This window comes from Moorena sp. SIOASIH (genome assembly GCF_010671925.1).
GTDB lineage: Bacteria > Cyanobacteriota > Cyanobacteriia > Cyanobacteriales > Coleofasciculaceae > Moorena.
This window is the reverse complement of record NZ_JAAHIH010000006.1, coordinates 370,261-393,333: the sequence shown is the minus strand read 5'-3', so window position 1 is coordinate 393,333 and position 23,073 is coordinate 370,261. Positions and strand designations below refer to the sequence as shown.

20 protein-coding genes are annotated in these 23,073 nt (G+C 42.1%); 16 read left to right on the top strand and 4 right to left on the bottom strand.

Features of this window, described 5'->3' with window-relative positions; all coding sequences use genetic code 11:
• Positions 1 to 42: 42 nt before the first annotated feature.
• Positions 43 to 3,027 (bottom strand): excinuclease ABC subunit UvrA, encoded by a 2,985-nt coding sequence (uvrA, locus tag F6J90_RS33745; protein WP_293104109.1) that lies wholly within the window; start codon positions 3,025 to 3,027, stop codon positions 43 to 45.
• A 259-nt stretch (positions 3,028 to 3,286) separates the two neighbouring features.
• Between uvrA and F6J90_RS33740 the strand changes: the two genes are divergently transcribed.
• The 10 genes from F6J90_RS33740 to F6J90_RS33695 all read left to right on the top strand — a co-directional run bounded on the left by F6J90_RS33740 (position 3,287) and on the right by F6J90_RS33695 (position 13,214).
• Positions 3,287 to 3,505, top strand: coding sequence for a hypothetical protein (locus F6J90_RS33740; protein WP_293104107.1), 219 nt, complete (start codon positions 3,287 to 3,289; stop codon positions 3,503 to 3,505).
• The gene (locus tag F6J90_RS33735) at positions 3,495 to 4,490 is read left to right on the top strand and encodes a potassium channel family protein (protein ID WP_293104105.1); all 996 of its coding nucleotides are present in this window, start codon (positions 3,495 to 3,497) and stop codon (positions 4,488 to 4,490) included. The genes F6J90_RS33740 and F6J90_RS33735 overlap by 11 nt, the downstream gene beginning before the upstream one ends.
• A 423-nt stretch (positions 4,491 to 4,913) precedes the next feature.
• A complete protein-coding gene (locus F6J90_RS33730) occupies positions 4,914 to 5,279 on the top strand; it encodes a spondin domain-containing protein (RefSeq protein ID WP_293104103.1) in 366 nt (121 codons plus the stop codon).
• A complete protein-coding gene (locus F6J90_RS33725; protein ID WP_293104101.1) occupies positions 5,224 to 5,727 on the top strand; it encodes a spondin domain-containing protein in 504 nt (167 codons plus the stop codon). Before F6J90_RS33730 ends, F6J90_RS33725 begins: the two co-directional genes overlap by 56 nt.
• A gap of 128 nt (positions 5,728 to 5,855) precedes the next feature.
• Positions 5,856 to 6,125 (top strand): hypothetical protein, encoded by a 270-nt coding sequence (locus F6J90_RS33720; protein ID WP_293104099.1) that lies wholly within the window; start codon positions 5,856 to 5,858, stop codon positions 6,123 to 6,125.
• Between the two features lie 28 nt (positions 6,126 to 6,153).
• Positions 6,154 to 7,905, top strand: coding sequence for an AarF/ABC1/UbiB kinase family protein (locus F6J90_RS33715; RefSeq protein ID WP_293104097.1), 1,752 nt, complete (start codon positions 6,154 to 6,156; stop codon positions 7,903 to 7,905).
• 1,085 nt (positions 7,906 to 8,990) lie between these two features.
• Positions 8,991 to 10,160, top strand: coding sequence for a 2-isopropylmalate synthase (locus F6J90_RS33710; protein WP_293104095.1), 1,170 nt, complete (start codon positions 8,991 to 8,993; stop codon positions 10,158 to 10,160).
• A gap of 107 nt (positions 10,161 to 10,267) precedes the next feature.
• Positions 10,268 to 11,254, top strand: coding sequence for a DMT family transporter (locus F6J90_RS33705; protein ID WP_293104093.1), 987 nt, complete (start codon positions 10,268 to 10,270; stop codon positions 11,252 to 11,254).
• Positions 11,254 to 12,099 (top strand): AAA family ATPase, encoded by an 846-nt coding sequence (locus F6J90_RS33700; RefSeq protein ID WP_293104091.1) that lies wholly within the window; start codon positions 11,254 to 11,256, stop codon positions 12,097 to 12,099. The genes F6J90_RS33705 and F6J90_RS33700 overlap by 1 nt, the downstream gene beginning before the upstream one ends.
• 128 nt (positions 12,100 to 12,227) lie before the next feature.
• Positions 12,228 to 13,214 (top strand): SMP-30/gluconolactonase/LRE family protein, encoded by a 987-nt coding sequence (locus tag F6J90_RS33695; protein ID WP_293104089.1) that lies wholly within the window; start codon positions 12,228 to 12,230, stop codon positions 13,212 to 13,214.
• A gap of 55 nt (positions 13,215 to 13,269) precedes the next feature.
• Here the strand turns inward: F6J90_RS33695 and F6J90_RS33690 are convergent, their stop codons facing one another.
• The 3 genes from F6J90_RS33690 to F6J90_RS33680 all read right to left on the bottom strand — a co-directional run bounded on the left by F6J90_RS33690 (position 13,270) and on the right by F6J90_RS33680 (position 17,276).
• Positions 13,270 to 14,433 (bottom strand): hybrid sensor histidine kinase/response regulator, encoded by a 1,164-nt coding sequence (locus F6J90_RS33690; protein WP_293104087.1) that lies wholly within the window; start codon positions 14,431 to 14,433, stop codon positions 13,270 to 13,272.
• 151 nt (positions 14,434 to 14,584) lie between these two features.
• Positions 14,585 to 15,031 (bottom strand): response regulator, encoded by a 447-nt coding sequence (locus tag F6J90_RS33685; RefSeq protein ID WP_293104085.1) that lies wholly within the window; start codon positions 15,029 to 15,031, stop codon positions 14,585 to 14,587.
• Complete coding sequence (locus F6J90_RS33680; RefSeq protein ID WP_293104083.1) at positions 14,985 to 17,276, bottom strand: ATP-binding protein; 2,292 nt, start codon at positions 17,274 to 17,276, stop codon at positions 14,985 to 14,987. Before F6J90_RS33680 ends, F6J90_RS33685 begins: the two co-directional genes overlap by 47 nt.
• 617 nt (positions 17,277 to 17,893) lie before the next feature.
• Between F6J90_RS33680 and F6J90_RS33675 the strand changes: the two genes are divergently transcribed.
• The 6 genes from F6J90_RS33675 (at position 17,894) to F6J90_RS33650 (ending at position 22,979) form a co-directional block, all read left to right on the top strand.
• Complete coding sequence (locus F6J90_RS33675) at positions 17,894 to 18,034, top strand: hypothetical protein (protein WP_293104080.1); 141 nt, start codon at positions 17,894 to 17,896, stop codon at positions 18,032 to 18,034.
• A 656-nt stretch (positions 18,035 to 18,690) separates the two neighbouring features.
• The gene (locus F6J90_RS33670) at positions 18,691 to 18,813 is read left to right on the top strand and encodes a hypothetical protein (RefSeq protein ID WP_293104076.1); all 123 of its coding nucleotides are present in this window, start codon (positions 18,691 to 18,693) and stop codon (positions 18,811 to 18,813) included.
• 231 nt (positions 18,814 to 19,044) lie between these two features.
• Entirely contained in the window at positions 19,045 to 19,956 is a 912-nt protein-coding gene (locus F6J90_RS33665) for a hypothetical protein (protein WP_293104074.1), read from the top strand.
• 37 nt (positions 19,957 to 19,993) lie between these two features.
• On the top strand, positions 19,994 to 20,695 hold the full coding sequence (locus tag F6J90_RS33660) for an acylneuraminate cytidylyltransferase family protein (RefSeq protein WP_293104070.1): 702 nt from the start codon (positions 19,994 to 19,996) through the stop codon (positions 20,693 to 20,695).
• Positions 20,696 to 20,734: 39 nt separating this feature from the next.
• The gene (locus F6J90_RS33655; RefSeq protein ID WP_293104067.1) at positions 20,735 to 21,955 is read left to right on the top strand and encodes a polysialyltransferase family glycosyltransferase; all 1,221 of its coding nucleotides are present in this window, start codon (positions 20,735 to 20,737) and stop codon (positions 21,953 to 21,955) included.
• Positions 21,948 to 22,979, top strand: coding sequence for an N-acetylneuraminate synthase family protein (locus F6J90_RS33650; RefSeq protein ID WP_293104064.1), 1,032 nt, complete (start codon positions 21,948 to 21,950; stop codon positions 22,977 to 22,979). The genes F6J90_RS33655 and F6J90_RS33650 overlap by 8 nt, the downstream gene beginning before the upstream one ends.
• The last annotated feature ends 94 nt before the right edge of the window (positions 22,980 to 23,073 follow it).

Here is a 23,073-nt window from a genome sequence, read left to right as displayed (position 1 = left end):
AAGCCATTCCTGAAACATGCCCTACAACTAACCCACTGAACACTAAGCACTCAGCAGTCCTTCCTGTCGCGGGTACTCCTGTAAAACCTCCTTCAAATACTTCCCGGTATAGGACTTAGGATTTTCTGCTACCTCCTCTGGTGTTCCTGAGGCAATGACTTCTCCCCCTTTATCCCCACCTTCTGGTCCTAAGTCTATTACCCAATCAGCACAGCGAATCACATCTAAATTGTGTTCAATCACTAAAACAGAATTTCCTTTATCTACTAACCGCTGCAATACATTCAACAAGTGATGAACATCATAAAATGACAATCCTGTTGTCGGTTCATCGATTAAATACAATGTCTTTCCGGTTGCCCGACGTGACAATTCTGTTGCCAACTTCACCCGCTGTGCTTCTCCACCAGATAATGTCGGTGCTGGTTGCCCTAAGTGAATATATCCTAACCCTACATCTACTAAGGTTTGTAACCGAGATGCTGCTCTTGGAATATTCTTAAATACCTCCAACGCTTCTTCCACTGGCATATTTAAAATATCAGCAATGGAATATCCTTTATACTTCACTTGCAACGTTTCTCGATTATATCTCGCTCCCTTACAAACGTCACATTGTACATAGACATCGGGTAAAAAATTCATCTCAATGATATTCACACCCTGTCCCGAACAAGCTTCGCAACGTCCCCCTTTGACATTAAACGAAAATTGCCCTGGCTTGTAACCTCTAGCTTTAGCTTCAATAGTTTTGGAAAATACCTCTCGAATTGCATCAAACACTCCTGTATACGTAGCAGGATTAGACCGGGGAGTGCGACCAATGGGAGATTGATCGATTACGATTGCTTTATTAATAGCATTGAGTCCCTCAACTTGATCCAATTCTTTGGGAAAGGGGACTTTACGAGTCAGATGATGTTGTAAGGCTGGGTAAAGTAATTCGTTGACTAAGGTAGATTTACCAGACCCAGAGACACCTGTAATGCTGACTAATTTCCCTAGTGGTATCTCTACCTGAATGTGTTTGAGATTGTTACGATGAGCATTTTTAATCACCAAGGAACGACCATTCCCCTCTCGACGTTTACTAGGGGTTTCAATTACTTGCCGTTTTGATAAATATGCTCCCGTCAGGGAATTATCAGTTGTGATTACAGTCTCTAAATCCCCTTGAGCAACAATTTCTCCCCCATGAATTCCAGCTTTCGGACCAATATCGACAATATGATCGGCAGTACGAATGGTTTCTTCATCATGTTCTACAACAATCAAGGTATTCCCCAAATCCCGCAATTTGATCAGGGTAGTCAGTAACCGTCCATTATCTCTTTGGTGCAATCCAATACTTGGTTCATCTAATACATACAAAACTCCAGTTAAGCCTGCTCCAATCTGAGTTGCTAGGCGAATCCGCTGAGCTTCTCCACCGGAAAGGGTCATGGCTGGACGGTCAAGGGTAAGATAATCTAATCCTACATCAAGCAGAAATTGTAATCGGGCTTTAATTTCTTTGAGGGCAAGGTCACCAATTTGAGCTTGGCGGGGGGAGAGTTGTAAGTTATCAATCCGTTGACGACATTGGCGAATTGAGACACTAGTTAAATCATCAATATGATATTGTCCTAACCGCACCGATAGTGATTCTGGTTTAAGCCGTTTACCATGACACTCTGGGCAAGGTTGATAAATTAAATACTGCTCTAGTTTGTGTTTTGATGCTTCCGAGCTAGTGTCTTTGTACTGTTTTTCTAGGATCGGGATAATGCCAGGATAGCGCTTGTAGTACCCTTTTTCTTTGCCATAAGCAGAATCATTTTGAATGTAAATTTTTTCGTCGGTGCCGTAGAGCAGAATCTCTTGTTGTTCAGAGGTTAGCTGATTCCAGGGAGTTTTGATTTCAAAACCATAGGCTTCTCCTACACTATAAAGTAGGGAGATGTAGTAGGTGTTGTCTTTTTCTGACCACGGGGCAATAGCACTATATAAGGGTTGAGTAGGGTCAGGTACTACTAGTTCTGGCGAAAAGGTTTGTAAATTCCCGATACCGTGACAGAATGGACAAGCACCATAGGGGGAATTAAAGGAAAATAATCGGGGAGATAATTCTTCCATTACTGCCCCATGTTCTGGGCAAGCAAAGTTTTCTGAAAAGACGATTTCTTGGGGAATTTCTTGGCCAGATGAACTGCAATTTTTTGAAGGAGTACGTCTATAATTATGATCAGATTTGACTTCTGCTGACTGTGCTGATGTATTATCTAAAACTTGGATAACTGCAATTCCAGTAGAACGTTTTAGGCAAGTAGCAAGGGAATCGGTAATTCGTTCTTGAATACTAGGCTTTTTGATGAGACGGTCAACCACCACTTCAATGTTGTGGGTATAATTTTTATCCAATTCGATGGTATCGGAGAGGTCAAAGGTTTCACCATCGACTCTCACCCGCACAAATCCTTCGGTGGCTAAGCTGGATAATAGTTTCTTGTGAGTGCCCTTTTTGCCTCGGATAACCGGAGCCAGGATATGGAAGCGAGTCCGGTCAGGGAGTTCCATAATGCGATCGCACATCTGGTCGATGGTCTGGGGAGCAATATTGCGATCGCATTTGGGACAATAGGGTTCACCAGCCCGTCCAAACAGTAATCGCAGGTAATCGTAAATCTCTGTAACTGTACCAACGGTGGAACGGGGGTTATGGGATGTAGATTTCTGGTCAATGGAGATAGCGGGGCTTAAGCCTTCGATGGCATCCACATCCGGTTTATCCAGTTGTCCCAGGAATTGACGAGCATAGGCACTCAGGGATTCTACATAACGGCGTTGTCCTTCCGCAAAGATAGTGTCGAATGCCAGGGAGGATTTGCCGGAACCGGAAACACCAGTAAAGACAATAATGCGATCGCGTGGCAGTTCCAGATCAATGTTTTTCAGGTTATGCTGTCTAGCCCCCCGAATCCGAATGGTGTTTTGAGCAGAGTTAGGGGTGTGGTCCTGGGTGTGGTTGAGGTTAGAGGATTTTGGCATGACCGACAGCGGCTTTAAACTCCTTAACAATAGTAGCGCTATCCGTTCCCATAGTAATGTTTTACCTAAGCATTCAGCTGTTTCCCGGACACCCTCTAGCTTTCAGCTTGAGCGATCGCAAACGTCAATTGTATAGTTTTTGTATAGTTTTCAGTAAGCTCGAAACACTCCAAACCCCACTCCCGGCCCTGAGCCCCTATGTACCCTTGCAGATTCAATCTATAAATTATAGAGAATAGATACAGCGTTTTTCATAACTATGAGCTACACAGGTTTTTTGCCCTGTTCCCTGTTCCCTGTTCCCTGTTCCCTGTTCCCTGCTCCCTGCTCCCTGCTCCCTAAAATCTATAACGAAAGTACCTCACCCAATTCAATACCGCTGTATTATAGTTACTTAAACCGACATGATCTAACCATTACCTCTAAGTCAAATGATCTTACTATGGAATCGAAAATTCTGGAATTTTTTGCGCAGTGAAAACCTTGATAAAGTACTGGTTATTATTTTTATAATCATTACCATTAACACCATCACTATATCATGGCTGGAACCAGATATCTCAAAAGCAGATGCTTTCTGGTGGAGCATCGTCACCCTAACAACTGTTGGCTATGGTGATATCACACCTGTCACAGTTGGTGGTCGCTTTATTGCTATTCTCGATATGTTTGTAGGGATTGGATTCTTAGCCATCTTCACCGCTACCCTCGCTGGTATTTTTGTCGATCAAAAAATCAAAAATGATCTAGGTATGGGCTCTTATAATTTTAACAATCACTTGATTATTTGCGAATGGAATTCTAGAGCAAAGTTTATCATCAATGAGTTGCGAAGGTTTCCTAAAACTCAAGATGATAAAATTATTTTAATTGCTAATATAGACCGGAAGCCGATCGAAGACAATAATTTGTTTTTTATTAAAGGCAACGTAAGTGATGAAACCTTGATTCGAGCCAACTTGATGCAGGCTAGAACTGTTATAATTTTAGGGGATGACAGTATAGATGAAACAGCTCGCGACGCCAAAGTTATACTATCTACCCTGACAGTAGAAAGTATTAATCCCAACGCTTACACAGTTGTGGAGCTGGTAGATGAAACTCATGTTAAATCCTGTCAGCGGGCTAAGGTTGACGAAATAATCGTTAGCAGTGAGTTAAGTAGCATGCTCATTTCCCAAGCTGCTCTTAACCATGGAATTACCAAAGTTGTCTCGGAAATATTAAGTACTCAAAGTGGCAACAAGCTTTATAAAATTGCAATCCCTGACTCTCGGGTGGGTAGTTCCTTTATGGAAGTATTTACGTATATGAAGCAAGCCTATCAAAGTATTGTACTAGCAGTACAAAAAGGACTTGAAGGAGACGTTATCTCCAATCCACCGACAGATTATAAACTTGAGAATGGTGACTATTTAATTGTCGTTTCTCAACACGAACCACGACTGCTACAGAAATCTTAAACGTAAGTGTGACCTGTGACCTGTGACCTGTGATGTGTTAATTAATAATTTTAAATTTGAAATTTTAAATTGACGAATACCCTTCCAGGATAAGTAGTCAACCGCAACTAATATCACATGGTCATACAAGGCTGAGAGAGGCTGGAAATTATCAGTAAATTATCGGCAAATTTTCAGCCTCTGTTCAGCAACAACTAAACCAAGAAACCAATAATCCTAGTCAAGCTACTAACCTAGGATTACCCACTTGTGTGGTGCGAGCAAAATCGGTTTTGAACACTAAGTTTTGAACACTTAGTTTTGAACACTTAGTTTTGAACACTTAGCTGATTAACTCTACGGATAATGATGTAGCTACATAGATAGTTGAGCAACACACTCATTGACAAATCTACCATATTGATCTCATTGATCAGGATCACCATGAAGCATCCAATTATTAAATCACTCAAAATCCTCACCATGGTTACCGTAACCTCTACACTAGCCATGGCATCTAGCGCAACAGCAGCTACCCTCAAGGTGACAATTGAAAGCCTGGCACCGGAAAACGGCACGTTATTGACTCCAGTCTGGGTTGGTTTTCATAATGGTCTGTTTGATATTTATGATCGGGGTGAGGCAGCTTCACCAGGACTGGAGCGCATTGCTGAGGATGGCAATGCAGCAGTGCTTAGTCAAGAGTTTTTTGCTAGTGGTGCGGGTTCAGTTGATGGGGTAATTCCTGGTCCAAATGGTCCAGAAGCTTGCTGGGGATATTGCCAAAGCCACATTTACTGTAGATTCTAGTAGCCGTTACTTCAGCTACGCGGCAATGATTCTCCCCAGTAATGATGCTTTCATTGCTAATGGCAACCCCTTGGCTATTGAGATTTTTGATGAAGAAGGTAATTTCACTGGAGCTGACTTTACCGTTCTGGGTTCTCAAGTTCTGGATGCAGGTACGGAAGTTAACGACGAGCAGCAGACGACTACTGCCTTCTTCGGTCAAACTACTCCTGATACCGGTACACCAGAAAACGGAGTTGTCACCCTGCATCCAGGTTTTATTCCAGGTGGACCGATTTTATCAACTCCGGCGTTTGCTCAAGGCGACTTTACAGTGGATGGCTACCAGATAGCACGTATCAAAGTCGAGAAAGTGCCAGAATCTTCTACTACTGGAGGATTACTTGCTATCGGTGGGTTGTTATGGCTGGGTAGCCGCTGGCGTCAGAGTCTTAACAGATTCGCGTAAATCCCTTTGGCAATTGACCATTGACAATTTTCAATTTTTTTCCCTTCTTGATGAAACAGACTATATAAGTAGTCAACTAAACTCAAGATAAATGCGATCGCGCTATTTGTCAGGTTTGACTTGGCATAGTGCGTTCGCGAAGCAGAGGCCGAAGGCCACGCTACGCGAACGGCTTTGCCGAATCGCTTTTTTTATACCAGTGCTTCTTCCCATTTCCCGCCTTTAACGACACCCGACACCCTACCCCCGACACCCTACCCCCGACACTCGACACCCGACACCCGACACCCGACACCCGACACCCGACACCCGACACCCGACACCCGACACCCTACTCCCTACTCCCTACTCCCTACCCCTTGACCAACCGCAAAGTTCAGGGGATAATTTTCTTGTAATTATTTAACAAATCTTAAAATACTAACCTTGCAGTACGAGCCAAGAACCATATCTGACTACTACCGCCAGCGTTCTCGGCTAGTCTGGGGACGCAGGATGGCTTTGGTAGGGGCATTGATTACCTTTAGCATCAGGCTAGCGTGGGATTTCGTCACTGGTAGCCTTGCCCAAAATCAACCTCAACGAGCCTGGGAATTTCGTGAAAAGCTGACTCAACTTGGTCCAACCTTCATTAAATTGGGACAAATCCTTTCCTGTCGTCCTGATATTGTTCCTCCTATTTATTTAGAGGAACTCACTAAATTACAAGACCAATTACCTCCTTTCTCTAATCACATTGCCTATCAGTTAATTGAAGAAGAATTAGGGGATAAGTATAACAACATCTATGGCTCACTGAGCGACAAACCGGTAGCTGCTGCTTCCCTAGGACAAGTGTACAAAGGGACACTCAAAACTGGTGAAATTGTAGCAGTAAAAGTGCAACGCCCTGGTCTGGTAGAGTGTATTTCCCTAGATATATATATCCTGCGGAAAATAGCAGCATGGGCCCAAGAATCAATATCCTTTGTTCACAGCGACCTAGTAGCACTTATCGACGAACTAGCTATTAGCTTGTTTGAAGAAATGGACTATACCCAGGAAGGTCGCAATGCGGAACGATTTGCCCAACTTTACGGTGACATTAACAATATCGCTGTACCACGTATATACTGGCAATACTCGGGGCGGCGGGTGTTAACCATGGAGTGGATCACTGGGACTAAATTGACGGAACTAGAAACCATTAAAGCCCAGGGATTAGACCCGAATACCCTGATCGATGTGGGATTTCAGTGTTGCTTGCGGCAACTTTTAGAAGAAGGTTACTTCCATGCTGACCCTCACCCTGGCAATTTATTGGCTACCCCTGATGGTAAGTTGGCTTATCTTGACTTTGGCATGATGAGCTCAGTAGAACCGTCTTATCGGTATCGCTTACTGGAATCGGTTGTCCATATTGTTATTGGTGATTTTGAAGGTTTAGCACAAGACTATAAGAAACTCGACTTTTTGCCACCGGATACAGATGTGACCTCGCTGATTCCTGAACTCACTGATATTTTTGGTGGGGTGATGGAAGCTACTGTGTCAACATTCGGCTTTAATCGTATTATTCGGAAGCTATCCCCGTTACTTTATAAATATCCATTTAAATTACCCACTTACTACCTCCTGATTTTCCGGAGTGCTGCTACCTTAGAAGGGATAGCGATTAAGCTCAATCCCAATTTTCAGCCCTTCAATCAAACGTATCCCTATGTTGCCCAACGCCTGTTAACGGATTCATCCCCCCAATTAAGGACTTGTTTACAGGAGATTGTGTATCAGGATGGTGGAATTCAATGGGATGTTTTGGAGGATTTATTAGGTCAGGTGCACACAAGTAGGGAGTTTGATATTAGTGCGCTCTTACACCAGGGTTTGGAATTTCTATACTCCGAGCAAGGGAGTATATTGCGTAATGCTCTGGTTGAAGAGATGGTTACCAGTTTAGAGAATCTCTCATACAAGACTCTTGGGCAGATCAGTGCATCGGTAGGCTTGGCGGTTAATGTAACTGGAAAATTAGAGTCTCCTAACCTGGAGCGGATGCAAAAGATTGGGGCTATGATTATTGAATCCTCTAGGTTTGACCTAGAATCGGTACCGAAGATGCTGGAACTTTTGTTAAAGCAGGAAACTCAACGGCTAGGTCAACAAATTGCTTCGGAAATTGCCAGGCGGATGTTTCGGTAACAGAAAAGTTATAGCCCTGCGCCCAGGGAATAGGGAACAGGGAATAGGGAATAGGGAATGATGCGCGCTTGTCACATAGCGCTGCATCTTTTTGTCACTTTTTATTGGGTCACTTTTTATTGGTCAGTTGCTCTGGATTAGGATAATCAGGATCAGAAAATTGTAGTTAGTAGACCTCTTGCAAAAGTATTTTTCTGATAGTGTTTACGTCAATTATTGTCCACTGTTCCCTGTTGCCTGTTCCCTGTTCCCGACAACTGCCGCGAAGTCTAGTATTCACCTATCAAGTGAGTTCGGTTTAGTTTGCGGTTGTTGCTAATGAAAGCTCAAATCCGTTAACTATTTCGATTTTTTAATTATCTTACCATTTGTAACTTTTGTTAACAAATCACTGGATTTCTTAAGGTTTGACTCATGCCGGTTAACCCCTTGAGGGTTGAGGGTCTCCGAGATAGCCTTGATGGAGTAAAAACTTACCTATAAATACTGAGGGGGTGACATGCAAGCTAAAATCCTTACTGGGTATTGCGTTCAGCCGATCTGTAACAAAAAGATACATGCTGTTTTGGCCTGACCTTGGACGTAGTTATAAGGGTTTGAGCTTGCCATTACATCATTCGTAGGGTCAATTTGCCAGTTTATCTTTCCTAAGACAACTGGCATCAAAGCCTTATCTAGTAAGCTTTTCAGGGCTCATGTCACCCCCTCAGCTATAAATACTTTTATTTGTCAAGTACATTTTTTACAAAATTCAATCGATTACTGTGCTATCTTTTTTAAGTGTGCTGGATAACAATATTGGTGCTATTTGGTATCTTTTGCATAACTACAACAGGCATGGGAGCAGGTCAATTTTGTAAGACACTTGAACTACAAACCTTTGAACTATCGTGTTTTCGGGGCTTCAGTAGCAGTTATCAGTCGTTTTAGTACATTTGTTCTGCGAATTTGACATGCTCCCACAGGTATCTACTAAAATTAACTTTTAGCTCAGATATAGCAAGGTTTAAGGTTAATTTCTAGATATTTATCATCCTAGTCTACAAACTTTAATCATTCCTATCAACTACTACACCGCAGCAAATATGTGTCAGATACTTGATTCTACATTGAGAGAAGGAGAACAAACTCCTGGTGTGTATTTTACCCCTGAAATCAAGTTATTAATTGCTCAATATTTAGATCAAATTGGTATTGATATTATTGAAGTAGGAAATCCTGCTGTTAGCCCTGAGATTTGTGAAGCTGTTACCTTAGTTGCTAATGCCGGATTGAATGCTAAGATTGGTGCTCACTCTCTTTGTCGAATCGATCATGTTCAAAAAGCATTGGATTGTGGAATCGATTTTTTGGGTATCTTCTTTAGTGTTGCCAAGCACCGTTTAGAGCGTGACTATCAAATTACTATCGAAAAGGCAATTGAGCAAGTTGTAGAAGTTATTCGCTATGCCAAAGCACAAAAGCCAAACTTATTGATTCGCTATACACCAGAAGATACGACACGTACTTCAATTGAACAGGTTATTGAAATAGCAAGTGCCGCTGTACAAGCAGGGGCAGATATTATTAGCATTGCAGACACAACAGGATATGCTACTCCCTTTCGGAGCAATCGCAGTTACTCCTATTTTGTCAAAACTTTGAAGGAAAAACTAGCTGCACAACAGTTATATCCGAAAATTGCCGTTCATTGTCACAATGACAGAGGCTTAGCACTGGCTAATGCTTTGGATGCTTATAAAGCAGGAGCAGATATTATTGATGTCACTGTGATGGGATTGGGAGAACGTACTGGTATTGTTGATTTAGCGACATTGTTGGTCAATGTGATGGAGATGGGTGAATCAGAGTTGCGTTGGGATATTAAACATCTCAAAGAACTATACCATATAGTCAGCAAATATTCTAATACTTCCATTCCACCTCTTTTGCCCATCATGGGTAAAAATGCCTTCACTCACTATGCAGGAGTTCATGTTAAAGCTGTTGCTAAAGATCCGATGCTTTATCAAAGCATTGATATTGCTAGTTTGACAAACACCAATAACTTGGCTTTAGGAATGCAATCGGGTCGAACTTCAGTGGAATTAGCCCTTAAACAAATTGGTCAAGAGAAAGTTATCAATAATCAACTTTCGATGAGTTGCATCCTCAATCAGGTAAAAGTGCTGGCTAAACGAGGAACTTCTATTGATATTGATCATGAATTTCCCCAGATAGTTAATCAATGTGTTCTGCTGGAAAATTGCGAATAATAGTCGCAAGTCTTAAGACGTCTTTATAAAAACTAATGTAGGGACGTAACATATTACGTCCCTATAAGTATTCTAGAGAATGCATTTTTCATTTCCAGAGAGGTTTAATGTCTAACCAATCAAAAGCCTTACTAGTTAACACCTTCAACCTTTCCATGAAGGGATCATTAGCTTCACTGTTAATTGCTTTAATTGCACTCTCGTTCGCGGCAATTTTTATCAAACTCAGTGAACAAGAAATTAGTGCGATTAGCACAGTGTTTAACCGTTTGTGGATTGCAGCGATTTTGCTTGGAGGATGGAATTGGAGCAATCAGCTTGTTGCTTCATCAAATAATGGCTTTGAAAACGATACATCAAATCTCGAAAGGTTTCCTAAAACTAGAGAAATTGTGCTTTTATTGCTAGTAGGAATTATCGGTACTGCTTCAGTATTGTGTTGGGCTTGGTCATTAACTCAAACCAGTGTGGCGAACTCAACACTAATGCGTAATTTATCTCCCTTGTTTACTTGTATTATGGGTTGGCTGTTTTTTCAACAGCGCTTTGAGGCTCGGTTTATAGGTAGTATGTTGTTAGCCATACTTGGCGCATCAGTGATTGGCATTCAAGATCTGCAAATTGGACTACAACATTTGCTGGGGGATGGTTTGGGTTTGCTGGCGGCACTGTTTTATTCTCTCAATTTGTTAATCTTAGAATATTTACGCCCCAAGTTTTCAGCAGTAACATTGCTATTCTGGCGATGCACTGTTGGCGCAATAGTTTTATTACCACTTATTTGGCTGACAAAAGACACCTTTTTTCCCCACTCTTGGCAGGGATGGACGATTATCTTCGCTTTGGCAATTGTTTGTCAATGCTTTGGTCAATGTATGTTGATACATAATCTCAAGTACTTTTCTTCTAGCTTTATCGCTATTTTTTTGCTGCTTGAACCAACCCTTACAGCAATTTTTGCTTGGTTGATTTTTGCAGAAACTTTAAGCCCTTTAAACTCCTTGGGATTTGTAATTGTTTTGTTAGGAATATTTTTGGCAAGAACTAGCCAAAAATCTGATCAAAAAACGTTAATGGAGGAAAAAACAGCATAATGCAGTTTAATAACCCAAAAACTGAGTCTAGAGAGTTAATACCTGGTCTTGGACACGGATTCTCAGAGGTTGATGGCTGGCTTCCCCTTGTTGAACAGCCCTTGCTAATTTTAGTTGGGTTAACGGGAGTGGGAAAAAGTACACTGGTCAATGCTTTATCTGATCAAGGGCTGAACTTTACACTTCTTCCTAACCGTCGTACTTTAACTGATCAATTTATTATTCCAACGGTTATGGAAATCGATGGAGTAGCACAAGAGAAAGATATCACCTGCCGTGTCACACGCTTCCAGTATACCCGTCGCTACAAGCAACTGTTTCCTGCGGGAATGGTGCAAGTTTTGAGCCAATTACAGATTGATCCGTCTCAACTTACTTTTCCTTTACTATTTGATGGTTTGCGAGGAGAACAAGAGTTAAAATACGCAACCACCATGCTGCCAAAGGCTCAATTTGTGGTTTTGGAAGCTCCTAATCGTGTTCGATTTGAACGGTTGTTAACTCGCCAAGATTCCTTCGATTCCATTGGTAAATTTAGCCCTGTAAATTATAATACTAATGAAAATCAAATTAGTAGTTTTGCACAATTAGGAGTGCCAGAAGCTATTAATTTATTTTCACCTCAAGAAACCACAGATATTTTAACTCAACTCAATCAAGGCTACTACTCTCTGACTGACTTGTGCGATCGCTTAAAGATTATTGTGGAGGAACAAAAAAACTATGATCCATTAGCAGCACGAGTTTTCTTAGAAACACTCTCTGGAAGTCGAACACTGTTTATTGATACGACGGTTGATACTCCTGATTTTATTGCACAAAAAGTTATGTCTTTTTTGTCATAAATTAACGTCTAGCTAAAACTTTGGTATTGTTGAATGTGTAATTACTAAATTTAAGGATTTTTAACTATTGTAAAATAGGTGAGAGGTTATGGAAAAATGAGATAGTTAAGGTTACAGAAAAAATGCAGATGAAGAGCATCCATCAACTAGTAATCTGCTTGCTGTTGCTATTCACTGTGTTATTCACACTCCCTACTCAGGCTCTTGCCGAGAGTAGTTTAGCAGCAATTATGGATACAAATGCCCAGGTAGAACAAGTAGCTACAGGGTTTGAGTTTACAGAGGGACCAGTGTGGAACGATGCTGGTTTCTTACTATTTAGTGATATTCCCGCTAATACTATCTATCAATTCTGGACTGCTGATGAAAAACTAGAAGTATTTCGTCACCCTTCTGGAAACGCCAATGGCAATACCTTCAATAGAGAGGGGCACTTGTTGACTGCGGAATATGCAAACCGTCGCATTTCTATAACCGAGAAAGATGGCACTGTCGTTACACTTGCCAGTCAGTACCAGGGGAAAAGTCTCAATAGCCCCAATGACTTGGTAGTTAAGTCAGATGGAAGCATCTATTTTACTGACCCTTGCTACAGCCCTAGATTCCTTAACTACTACAATCTGCAAACACACCCCCAAGAACTAGGCTTTTATGGTGTCTATCGGCTAGCACCGGAGGGTAAATTGACTCTGCTGGCGAGGAACTTTGTACATCCGAATGGTATTGCCTTTTCCCCAGATGAGCAAAAACTGTACATTAGTGATTTCCAAAAAGGTCACATTCGGGTCTTTGACGTGCAGCCAGACGGTACCCTAAGCAACGGACATATTTTTGCTGAACTGAAGACATCTGGTAAACCGGGTGGACCAGATGGTATGAAAATAGATCTGCAAGGAAATGTTTACTCTACTGGACCTGGGGGAGTGTGGATTTTCTCACCGTCAGCTAATTTACTGGGTATTATTGAAGTACCAGAGATTCCTGCTGCTAACTTAGCATGGGGTGACAGTGACAAAAAAACCCTCTACATTACTGCAAAAACCAGCATTTACCGTATTCATCTTAAAATCCCAGGAGTTACGACTATAGCGCTGTCCGCTGGGAGTCGGGAATAAGCCATAGGCTGTTAATCATTTAATTTGTGCTTGAGGATATCTCCCCAGGCCAGTGCTAATACGGTAACCTAACGCTAAATGTACTACCCTCTCCCAACTGACTCTTGACAGAAATCTCACCACCATGAGCTTCCACACACTCTTTAACAATAGCTAGTCCTAAGCCACTACCAGGAATTGTGCCAACATTGCTAGCACGATGGAAAGGTTGAAACAGTTGCTGTTGGTCTTCTGGGGGAATGCCCATCCCCTGGTCTTGAATTCGGAAGATAACACATTCTGTCTGAGCAATCAGTTCAAACTGAACGCTTCCCCCTGTGGGTGAGTACTTAATAGCGTTGGTGAGCAAATTGCTAAAAATGTGTCGCAGCAATCTTTCATCCCATAGCGCTTCCCTCAATTCCCCTTGACTGGTAAAAACTAGCTGATGGTTGTTGTTGGTAATAATTTGTAACTCTTCTACTAATTGGTGACAAAACCGTTTCAAATCCAACCGAGTAGGTTGACACAGGAGTTTGCCGGAATCAGCTTTGCTGATTAATGAAACCTCATCCAACAACTGGGCCATGTTTTTGATGGCCGAGCGAATTAGCCGCAAATGAACCAGTTTTTTCTCTTTAGGTAATTGTTCCTCTTTGTCTTGGAGCAATCCAGAACAAAGGAGGATTGTATTTAAGGGATTACGAAAGTCGTGAGAGAGCATGGAAACAAATTCCGCTTTGCGCTGATTGACTTCTTTGGCTCTAACCAACTCAGCGGTTTGTTCCTGAACCTGACTTTCTAGGGCTTGATTTTCTTGTCGTAATGCAACTGCTGCCTGCTTACGTTCAATAGCATAGCGCAAGGAACGAACCAGCATTTTTCCCTTGACTTGCCGCTTGACTAGATAATCTTGTGCTCCCTGACGAACTGCCTCAATCGCTAATTCATCATCATTGGTATTGGTTAGCACTACAATCGGTAAACTAGGCGCTTGCTTCATCAAGGGTCCGAGGGATGCTAGTCCGTGGCTGTCCGGTAGAGTCAGATCTAACAAGATCACATCGTAGGGAATTGAGATTGCTCTAGCCTGAGCGATTTCCTGGAGTGCATCCCGCAACCGCTTGACATGAACTAGACTAAACTGCCTGAACTGAGCTTCTTTCAAAAACTCTTGTAACAATCTGGCTTCTGCCAGGTTGTCCTCAATTAACAAGATTTTTACTGAGCCTTCAGGCATTACCTTGTAGTATTCCTTGCTTGGGCTGATTGGTGTGGATTTCTCCTTTGATAGAGAATCGTCATTGGTTTCCTGATTTTGTATTAGTCAACCCTGATGTCTAATCCTTAGTGTCTCATGGTTTATGGCTAATCCCTAATCCCTAATCCTTTTATTGTGATGGCAGGGTGACAGTCGAGAGCCAAAAGTCTTCAATTCCTCTGACGATTTTGAATAATTCGCTAAGATTGCGGGATTTGGTGATGTAGCAATTCACATGCAAGTCGTAACTATGGAAAATGTCATCCTGATTTCTTGAGGTAGTTAATACCACCACAGGAATCCGTTTGAGATTAGGGTCAGCCTTAATCTCTGCGAGCACCTCTCGACCATCCTTTTTTGGCAAGTTTAAATCTAGCACGATCAGGTCTGGACGGACGGCATCAGCATACTCTCCTTCTTGGTGTAAGTAAGCCATAGCGTCCATGCCATTTCTGACCGTTACTACCTGGTGGGGTACCGAGCTATTTTTTAACGCTTCTTGGATTAAGCGAATATCGGCTTTATTGTCTTCAACCAAAAATATGATTTTGTGTCTTTCGTCCGTTTCTACGCTCACGCTCGCGTCCCCTTACTGGAATTGTAAAATAGAAGGTGGCACCGTGACCTAGTTCTGACTCTACCCAAATTTTGCCCCGGTGGCACTCCAGAATCTTTTTACAGATAGCCAAACCCATACCTGTGCCAGGATACTCATCCCGGGTGTGCAGACGTTGGAAGATCACGAAAATGCGATCGCTAAACTGCGGTTCAATGCCAATGCCATTATCCTGCACTGAAAATAGCCATGAATCCTCCAGTCGTTTTGCCCCCACATGGATTTCCGGCGGCTGTTCACTGCGGAACTTGATCGCATTACCGATTAAGTTCTGGAACAGTTGCATCAACTGGGTGCTATCAGCCATAACTGTTGGGAAGGGGTCATGGGTAATCACTGCCCCAGTTTCACGGATGCGTCCCCGCAAATTAGCCAGAGCATGGTCTAAGGCCGTCTCCACTTCCGTCAGTTTAAACTCAATGCCCTGCAAATCGACTTTCGAGTAAGCCAACACATCATCAATCAGGGTTTGCATGAGGCTGACTCCCTCAACCGCAAAGGTAATAAACTCGCTGGCATCTTCGTCAAGCCTATCATTATAGCGCATTTCTAAAAGCTGCACATAATTGGCCACTTGATTCAGGGGTTCTTGTAGGTCATGGGATGCCACATAAGCAAACTTTTTCAGTTCCGCATTGGAACGTTCTAGATCCTGAGCCAATTGAGCCAATTCATCAGCTTGACGCAGAACAATATTAATCAGTGCTTTCCTCAGTTCCAGTGCTGTCTTAATTTCTACCTGTTTCCAGGGTAAAGAGGTTAAGCGAACAGTTTCTTTCCACAGTTCAAAGGATTTACGGGGCGACAGTTGCAAAGTCCCCTCTGTGTGGGTTGTTTCAAAGGCTTTATTGGGGTCACCCCCCCAATTAACAGTTTGAATCACCTCTGATCGGAACCACAGCACATAGTTTCTCTTGGAAATTGGGATGGCTAGCAGGCCACTACCAATATCTTTAAACCGTTGTGCATCAGGATAAAGGCGAGGCAGGGAATCAGTATAGAAAACCTCTTGATCAACATTCTGTTTCAGCCATTGCACCAAAAACTTGAGGTCTTCTTCACTAGGGGTTTCACCAATAACCGTAAAATTATCCCCAAAACAAATTGCTGCACCTTGAGCACTGGTCAAGTCCAGTAAATTGGGGTCATGCTTAACTAAGCCATCAATAAAGTTTTCTTCTTGGGACATATACTCAATCAATATTGATTGAATATAGGACAACTTCATCTGATAGTCATAGTCTTCCGTCTCTTCTCGGGCTGAAATTTCTGAGAAGATCACTCGTCCTAAAAATTCGCAAGCTTTGCGCAACTCATAGGATACATATTTAGGGGTCTGATGATGACAAGCAATAAGTCCCCAGAGTTTTTGATCTTTAATCAATGAAATCGTCAAAGACGCCCCAACTCCCATATTGTGGAGGTACTTGATATGACAGGGGGAAGCACTTCTGAGAATCGATAATGTTAAATCAAGGGGACGATTGGTGATTGGGTTATTGGTAGGAAAAATCTCAACAGGTTGGGAATTAGCATCTGGAATTAATCGAATCCAATTGGAACAGAATAATCGTCTGGCTGGTTTAGGAATATCGGATTCTGGATAGTGTAAGCCTAGGTAAGATTCCAGACTGTCTAGTTTTTCTTCCGCAATAACGGCTCCATGGTCATCATCTTCAAATTTATAGAGCATCACCCGGTCAAACCCAGTGACTTTTCGCACCTCTTTGACGATGATTTGACAAAAATCCCGGAGATTCGAGGTTTGTTGGAGCTGGTTGATGGAGGCTCGTGCTAGATGATAAAAGCTTAAAAATGGAATAGTCTCCCGGGAAACTGCTGGTTCTAATTCCAGAATCAGACATCCATCTGAGTTACGATGAAACACACCATCAAAGACTGCGTAATCATCCCCTTTTTTCCTCGCCCAAATTTTAGTAGGATTGATCAGGTCTAGATTTTCCTCAGATAACCCAGCTTTAATTCTCTCCACTTGGAATGGGTCAAGTACATCTTCTAGGGTTTTTTGTAGCATGGCTTCGACAGGGATTCCCAAAACCCTAGAGGTATTGTTGCTAACTTGTAAGATTTTTAGCTCAGGCTCTTCCAGTACCAACAGTCCCCCATGAGGCTGAATTTGACCAATGACATGAATCGGTTCGTGATCCAATCTGGTTTGTTGTACTGGTAAATCTATTCCTACCATAATTCTCCGACCTTAATCCAGGATTATCAACAGTTATACGACCTCTAGAAGGAGGTCTCACCAATTCTAGATATCATTATTAATACTATTCCTAATACTATTTAGTTTTTTGTGAATCTTTAACCGAACTTACCTATGACTACCTAGTATTTCCTAGTATATCCCAGTAAGTCAAGGATTAGGTCTAGAGGAATTTTTAAAAAAATATTAAATTTTTGGGTAATGCCTTTAGATCTCCTGCTGTTTATGGGATTCCTCTTGCCATCAAGGGGAATGTTAGGCTTGCTTCTAAAAAAATATTAATAATAATACGTAAAAACTCAATAATTAATAATTTAACTTAACAAAAAACGTTAACTTCTGATGGACAAACGTGAACGCAAATCAGGTTGCTACACATCACTTTCATCTCCCCACACTCCATTAAGGGAGTAGGGAGTAGGGAGTAGGGAGTAGGGGTAACTAAGTTGACTGTACCTCCTGTATCTCACTCATAAGTATGATTAAGGCTATAAAAATCTTTGCCATCTCCCCACACCTCCCACACCTCCCACACCTCCCACACCTCCCCATCTCCCCATCTCCCCATCTCCCCATCTCCCACCCTCTCCTTAATTATGGGTATTCAACCAGACTTGATATTAGTAGACTCTCTAGGTCAGGCTGGTAGTCAGTATTTACTAGAGAATATTACTCCTGAAGTCATTGCTAAACAGTATAATCAGGTTCTTGATCAAGCGTTGTCAAAAGCTCAGTAGGGGATCTGTTTACTGTAGTGTATTGGTTGATCAATCTTGTCGGCCACATTCCGCCGATTAATTTGTAGTATGCAAAGTAATAGGATAATCCTGTGTAGCTTGGCAATTTTTTTGCGTATAAATACTGGTACTTTTTAAATTTATGTGTTTGATAATATCTAGATAAAGCGTCATGATTACGGATTACACTATGAAGTGCGGAATGTGGGGAGGAGTTGGCAAAATAGCCTTGAATTATTCGCCGTTTTTTGATATTCTATGATTAGAGGCATGGACAATTTTTGATTAAAAGCAATTTAAGGATTATACCTCTGCGAAAAATAAACCTGAAACCCCAGGTCTGAGCTAAACTTTAATTTACCGCAGATATCTCTTAGACAAAGTTATCCCAAAAAAAAATTTAATCAATTGTCCGGAAAGCTATAGCTTACTAAGAATAGCTATTTAGTTCATAACTACTAGTTTTGGCTTAGGAACTAATTTAAAAATATCAATCGGTGCTCGCTAAAACTTAATTAAATAATTTACTATGAACAAATTAAATAATATTTATTTATTTAATTTCAGGAGTGGGCTTCGATGGTCGTATTGATCTCAGTCTCTCCCCGCTACACTTTTTTAAAGTTTTCATTTAAACGCCAGGAAAGTGAGTAAAGGTGAGATGTAAGCATTCAGCTATCAGCGGTCAGCGGTCAGCGGTCAGCTTTGTGTCACAGGCTTTGGCCTTGGCCAAAAGGCCACGCTACGCGAATGGCCACGCTGTGCGAACGACCCTGTGACTTCACTCAGATTAAACAAATGGTTACCTGTTTTCTTCAAAAGCACCTCACGTAGCCTGCGCGTAGCCCATGAGCTGATAGCTGATAGCTGACGGCTGAATGCTTACGGTGAGATTTTGTGTCTATAGCATTTCTAAATAGGTACAATATTACTGATTTTAATAACATCAAAAAATCCTCCAAGCTCTTTGATACTGCTCCTTAAGTAGACATATAGCAAGCCCGTAATTTATGTTTATTCATATTGGCTACCATAAAACAGCCACGACATTTTTACAACAATATATTTTTCCTAATCACCCAGAAATAGAGTATTGGAATCGCCATTATCCAAAGTACAAATGGCTGGCGGACATTGTGACGTGCCATGATTTTGATTTTAACGCCGATGAAATCCGTTTGAAAGCACAATCAGTTTCTAGTACCACCAAAGTTAAATTAATCTCATGGGAGCAATTTTCAGGAGCTCCATATCGGGGAGGAAGTGATAGCCGTATCATTGCCGATAGGCTACATGGGGTATTCCCTAATGCGAAGATCATTATTTCTATCCGTAACCAGTTAGATATGATTGATTCGTTGTATAGACAGTATATCCATCAGGGGGGAGGCTGTGGTTTTGATAGCTTCTTAAATCTTTCCCATGAATGCTGTGTTTATTTTTCCTTGAAACATTTATGTTACGACAGGATGATTAATTACTATCAACAGCTTTTTGGTACTGGGGCGGTTTTTGTCTGTTTATATGAGGCATTCCAAGCATCACCTTATGAATTTTTGAGTCAACTGTTTGCGTTCATGTCGCTAAAATCAAATAGTTTCGATAACAAAATTTTTATGAACAAAACTAATCAAGGCATGTCTTCTATTTCTATCGCGATCGCACGTATAGTAAACCGATTTGTGTATAGCCCATCATTCAATCCCAACCCCGTTATTCCTTTTATAGCGATAAATTCACACTTTTTTCGTCGGTGTTTACAAGGCTATTTAGACCCATTACTGTTTAATCGTATATCTGGTAAACGAAGTTTTATCTCCAAGCAAAGGCGCGTTCAATTAAATGATTATTTTCGCACCAGTAATCGCTCATTATTAAATAGGGTAGATTTGCCTTTGAAGGAATATAATTATCCTTTGTAATAGCGGCGAGGAAGAGCAAGAGAAAGCGAGAGTTTACATGAGCAAAATTATTGGTTTGATTACCGCACGGGGTGGCTCGAAGTCCATTCCCCGTAAGAATACTACCTTGCTGGCGGGTAAGCCCCTAATTGCTTGGACAATCGAAGCGGCTTTACAAAGTCATAGGTTGAATCGTGTGATGGTTTCTACTGACGATGAAGAGATTGCTGACGTGTCGAAAAAGTGGGGGGCTGAGGTGCCATTCCTGCGCCCCGCAGCACTAGCGCAAGACGATTCACCTCACATTCCTGTGTTGATACATGCTGTCGAGTGGTTAGAACAACTTGAAGGGACAACACTAGACTATCTGATGTTGTTGCAGCCGACTTCGCCGTTGCGTTCGGCTAAGGATATTGACTTAGGGATTGAATTGGCTTTGGCTCAGAATGCTGATAGTGTGGTCAGTGTCTGTGAGGCGTCCACCCATCCCTATTTTACGAGGCGGATCACGAGTGACGGTAAACTACAGGATTTTGTGCAAAAACCCGATGGCTACCTGCGCCGACAAGTGCTGCCGCCCGCCTATGCTTGGAATGGGGCGATATTTTTGGTACGGCGGGATATCTTAATGGAAAAGCAGACTTTGGAAACAAACTCTACTTATGCTTATGTGATGACACCTGAACACTCCCTAGAGATTGACACGCCTTGGGATTTGTACCTGGCGGATTTGATTTTGAATAATCCTGCAAAACATTGATACACTCAAAGTGAGTTTGACTTTATGTTTGGAGGTAAAATGTCAAATCTGTTTGCGATTTGTTCAGTATTAAGTTTTACCTGGGCCCAATGTTTGGTGTCATCTTTATTGCCCGAAGAAGAAAACCATCTCTGGCTCTATACCTACCCGCTCTTTTATCAATTATCCCAGTCATGGAAAACTTTGCTGATTCCTGAGCTATGGTCAAGTATATGGTACGTCAACTTCCAGGAGAAAGAAGCTTGTATTATTCCTAAAAAGTTGTTGCGCTCTCCCTACAATTATCATCTCACCCTATCTAAGAGTGAAGGGAGGATGAGAGAAAAATTAGATACTCTGGACAGTCTCTCTCATATATACATCCATTCTAACCTTGGACAACCAGTGTTGCGCTTTTTACACCAAGAAAGCCAACGCCGAAACTGTCGTTTCATCTATTTAGAAGATGGGTTAGGTGCATATAAGCCTCCCCAGTCTGTTTCCACCGTAACCAGGACTCTAAACACCATCAGATGGATAAAACAACAGTTGTATCGAGGGCCTATAGGAATCGAGACCATTATAGGGAGTATAGGAACCTGCCTGTTCCTCTATCTAACAAATAGGCAGCATATCTATTCACCATATCATAATTTGATGAAATTTGATGAAGCCTATCTAATGTTTCCTGAAAAATCCCCAAAGGTTAAGTTTACTGGTGCCATTATCCATGATTTATCTCAATTTGTGACCCCCAGTAAAATAAATGAGCTGAAACAGCGTGCTAACTTATCAGAATATATTGATTGGTCAGGACAAGATGAGGGCAAAAATTCAGCCCTCTTTTTATCCCAGTCTTTAGCAGAAGACTCTTTACTCAAGATGGAACATCAGGTGGATTTGACGAAGCGTATCCTGGAGCAGTTAGTTCGCCAATATCAGCTGGTTTTCTATAAACCCCATCCCCGGGACTCCCAGGCAAAAACAACGGCTATTTTGTCATCTGTACCTACTGTTCAGCTCTTTGCAGAAAAGGTATCATTGCCCGTTGAAATAGTCCTGGAAGAGGGTCAGATCCAGGCTTGCTATGGAATATTTTCATCAGCTTTGGTCTATCTGCCTATTTTGTCAGGTATTCAGACCTATTCTTTCTTCCCATGGATGGTGCGTGAGTTAGAATCTATGGGAGTGAACCCTTTGGTATTCAAGAGGTTTTTCGAGTGCCATCAGGCACAGTTTGAGGGAGAAACCATTTGGTTAGAGGAGTTGGCCTATGAATAGATTTGAGCTGGGTAGCCGAAAAATTGGGGCGGAACATCCCCCGTTAGTTATTGCCGAAATCGGGATCAATCATGAAGGGGATTTTGATAAAGCGATTCGCATGGTCGATGATGCCTATGGGGCGGGCTGTGAGTGTGTAAAGTTCCAGTGCCACGTCATTGAAGATGAGATGATTCCTAATGATGTGGTACCGGGTAACGCCAATGAGAGTATTTGGGAGATCATCAAGCGTTGTGCCCTTTCCGAAGATGAAGAAGTTCGGCTCAAAGCCTATGTGGAGTCAAAGGGTATGATCTATCTGTGTACCCCTTTCTCACGAGCCGCTGCCATCCGCTTGGAAAAGATGGGGGTCTGTGGTTATAAAATCGGTTCTGGCGAGTGCAATAATTACCCGTTGGTCAAGCATATCGCTGCTTATGGTAAGCCTGTTATCCTCAGTACGGGGATGAATAATTTGGCCTCAATTATGCCAGCGGTGGACATCTTGCGAGAAGCGGGCGTCCCCTTTGCCATCATGCACTGCACCTCCATCTACCCGACACCTTATGAGAAGGTTCGTTTGGGGGCATTATCGGTTCTGGCAGAACAGTTTCCGGACGCAGTGTTAGGTTTGAGCGATCATTCCCTTGGCAACTATACTTGTTTTGGGGCAGTGCCATTGGGGGCTCGCATCTTGGAAAAGCACTTTACTTCCGATAAAAGCTGGCCAGGACCCGACGTTCCAATTTCGATTGATCCAACTGAACTAAAAGAGTTAATCCACGGCTCAAAGGTTATTTATAGCGCCTTGGGAGGCACAAAAGAGATCTTGCCCGAAGAACAACCCACCATTGACTTTGCTTATGCTTGCGTGGTCTCAATAGGAGAGATATTGCCTGGAGAAAGGCTGACGATGGAAAATATTTGGGTTAAGCGTCCCGCTACAGGGCAGATTAAGGCCGTTGACTTTGAAAATCTGTTGGGTAAGAGAGCGCGACGGCATATTCTAAAAGACACGCAACTGGATTGGGCTGATTTGGAGTGATAAGTGATGAAACAATAGACTTCGTGGCAGTTGTCGGGAACAGGGAACAGGAAACAGGGAACAGTGGACAATAATTGACGCAAACACTATCATA

Bases quoted from the DNA above. Each gene is read 5' to 3' on its own strand.
- F6J90_RS33655 (WP_293104067.1), top strand. From the start codon at position 20,735: ATGTCAAATCTGTTTGCGATTTGTTCAGTATTAAGTTTTACCTGGGCC.
- F6J90_RS33730 (WP_293104103.1), top strand. From the start codon at position 4,914: ATGAAGCATCCAATTATTAAATCACTCAAAATCCTCACCATGGTTACC.
- F6J90_RS33665 (WP_293104074.1), top strand. From the start codon at position 19,045: ATGTTTATTCATATTGGCTACCATAAAACAGCCACGACATTTTTACAA.
- F6J90_RS33705 (WP_293104093.1), top strand. From the start codon at position 10,268: ATGTCTAACCAATCAAAAGCCTTACTAGTTAACACCTTCAACCTTTCC.
- F6J90_RS33695 (WP_293104089.1), top strand. From the start codon at position 12,228: ATGAAGAGCATCCATCAACTAGTAATCTGCTTGCTGTTGCTATTCACT.
- F6J90_RS33660 (WP_293104070.1), top strand. From the start codon at position 19,994: ATGAGCAAAATTATTGGTTTGATTACCGCACGGGGTGGCTCGAAGTCC.
- F6J90_RS33675 (WP_293104080.1), top strand. From the start codon at position 17,894: ATGGGTATTCAACCAGACTTGATATTAGTAGACTCTCTAGGTCAGGCT.
- F6J90_RS33710 (WP_293104095.1), top strand. From the start codon at position 8,991: ATGTGTCAGATACTTGATTCTACATTGAGAGAAGGAGAACAAACTCCT.
- F6J90_RS33740 (WP_293104107.1), top strand. From the start codon at position 3,287: ATGAGCTACACAGGTTTTTTGCCCTGTTCCCTGTTCCCTGTTCCCTGT.
- F6J90_RS33700 (WP_293104091.1), top strand. From the start codon at position 11,254: ATGCAGTTTAATAACCCAAAAACTGAGTCTAGAGAGTTAATACCTGGT.
- F6J90_RS33680 (WP_293104083.1), bottom strand. From the start codon at position 17,276: ATGGTAGGAATAGATTTACCAGTACAACAAACCAGATTGGATCACGAA.
- F6J90_RS33690 (WP_293104087.1), bottom strand. From the start codon at position 14,433: ATGCCTGAAGGCTCAGTAAAAATCTTGTTAATTGAGGACAACCTGGCA.
- uvrA (WP_293104109.1), bottom strand. From the start codon at position 3,027: ATGCCAAAATCCTCTAACCTCAACCACACCCAGGACCACACCCCTAAC.
- F6J90_RS33725 (WP_293104101.1), top strand. From the start codon at position 5,224: ATGGTCCAGAAGCTTGCTGGGGATATTGCCAAAGCCACATTTACTGTA.
- F6J90_RS33650 (WP_293104064.1), top strand. From the start codon at position 21,948: ATGAATAGATTTGAGCTGGGTAGCCGAAAAATTGGGGCGGAACATCCC.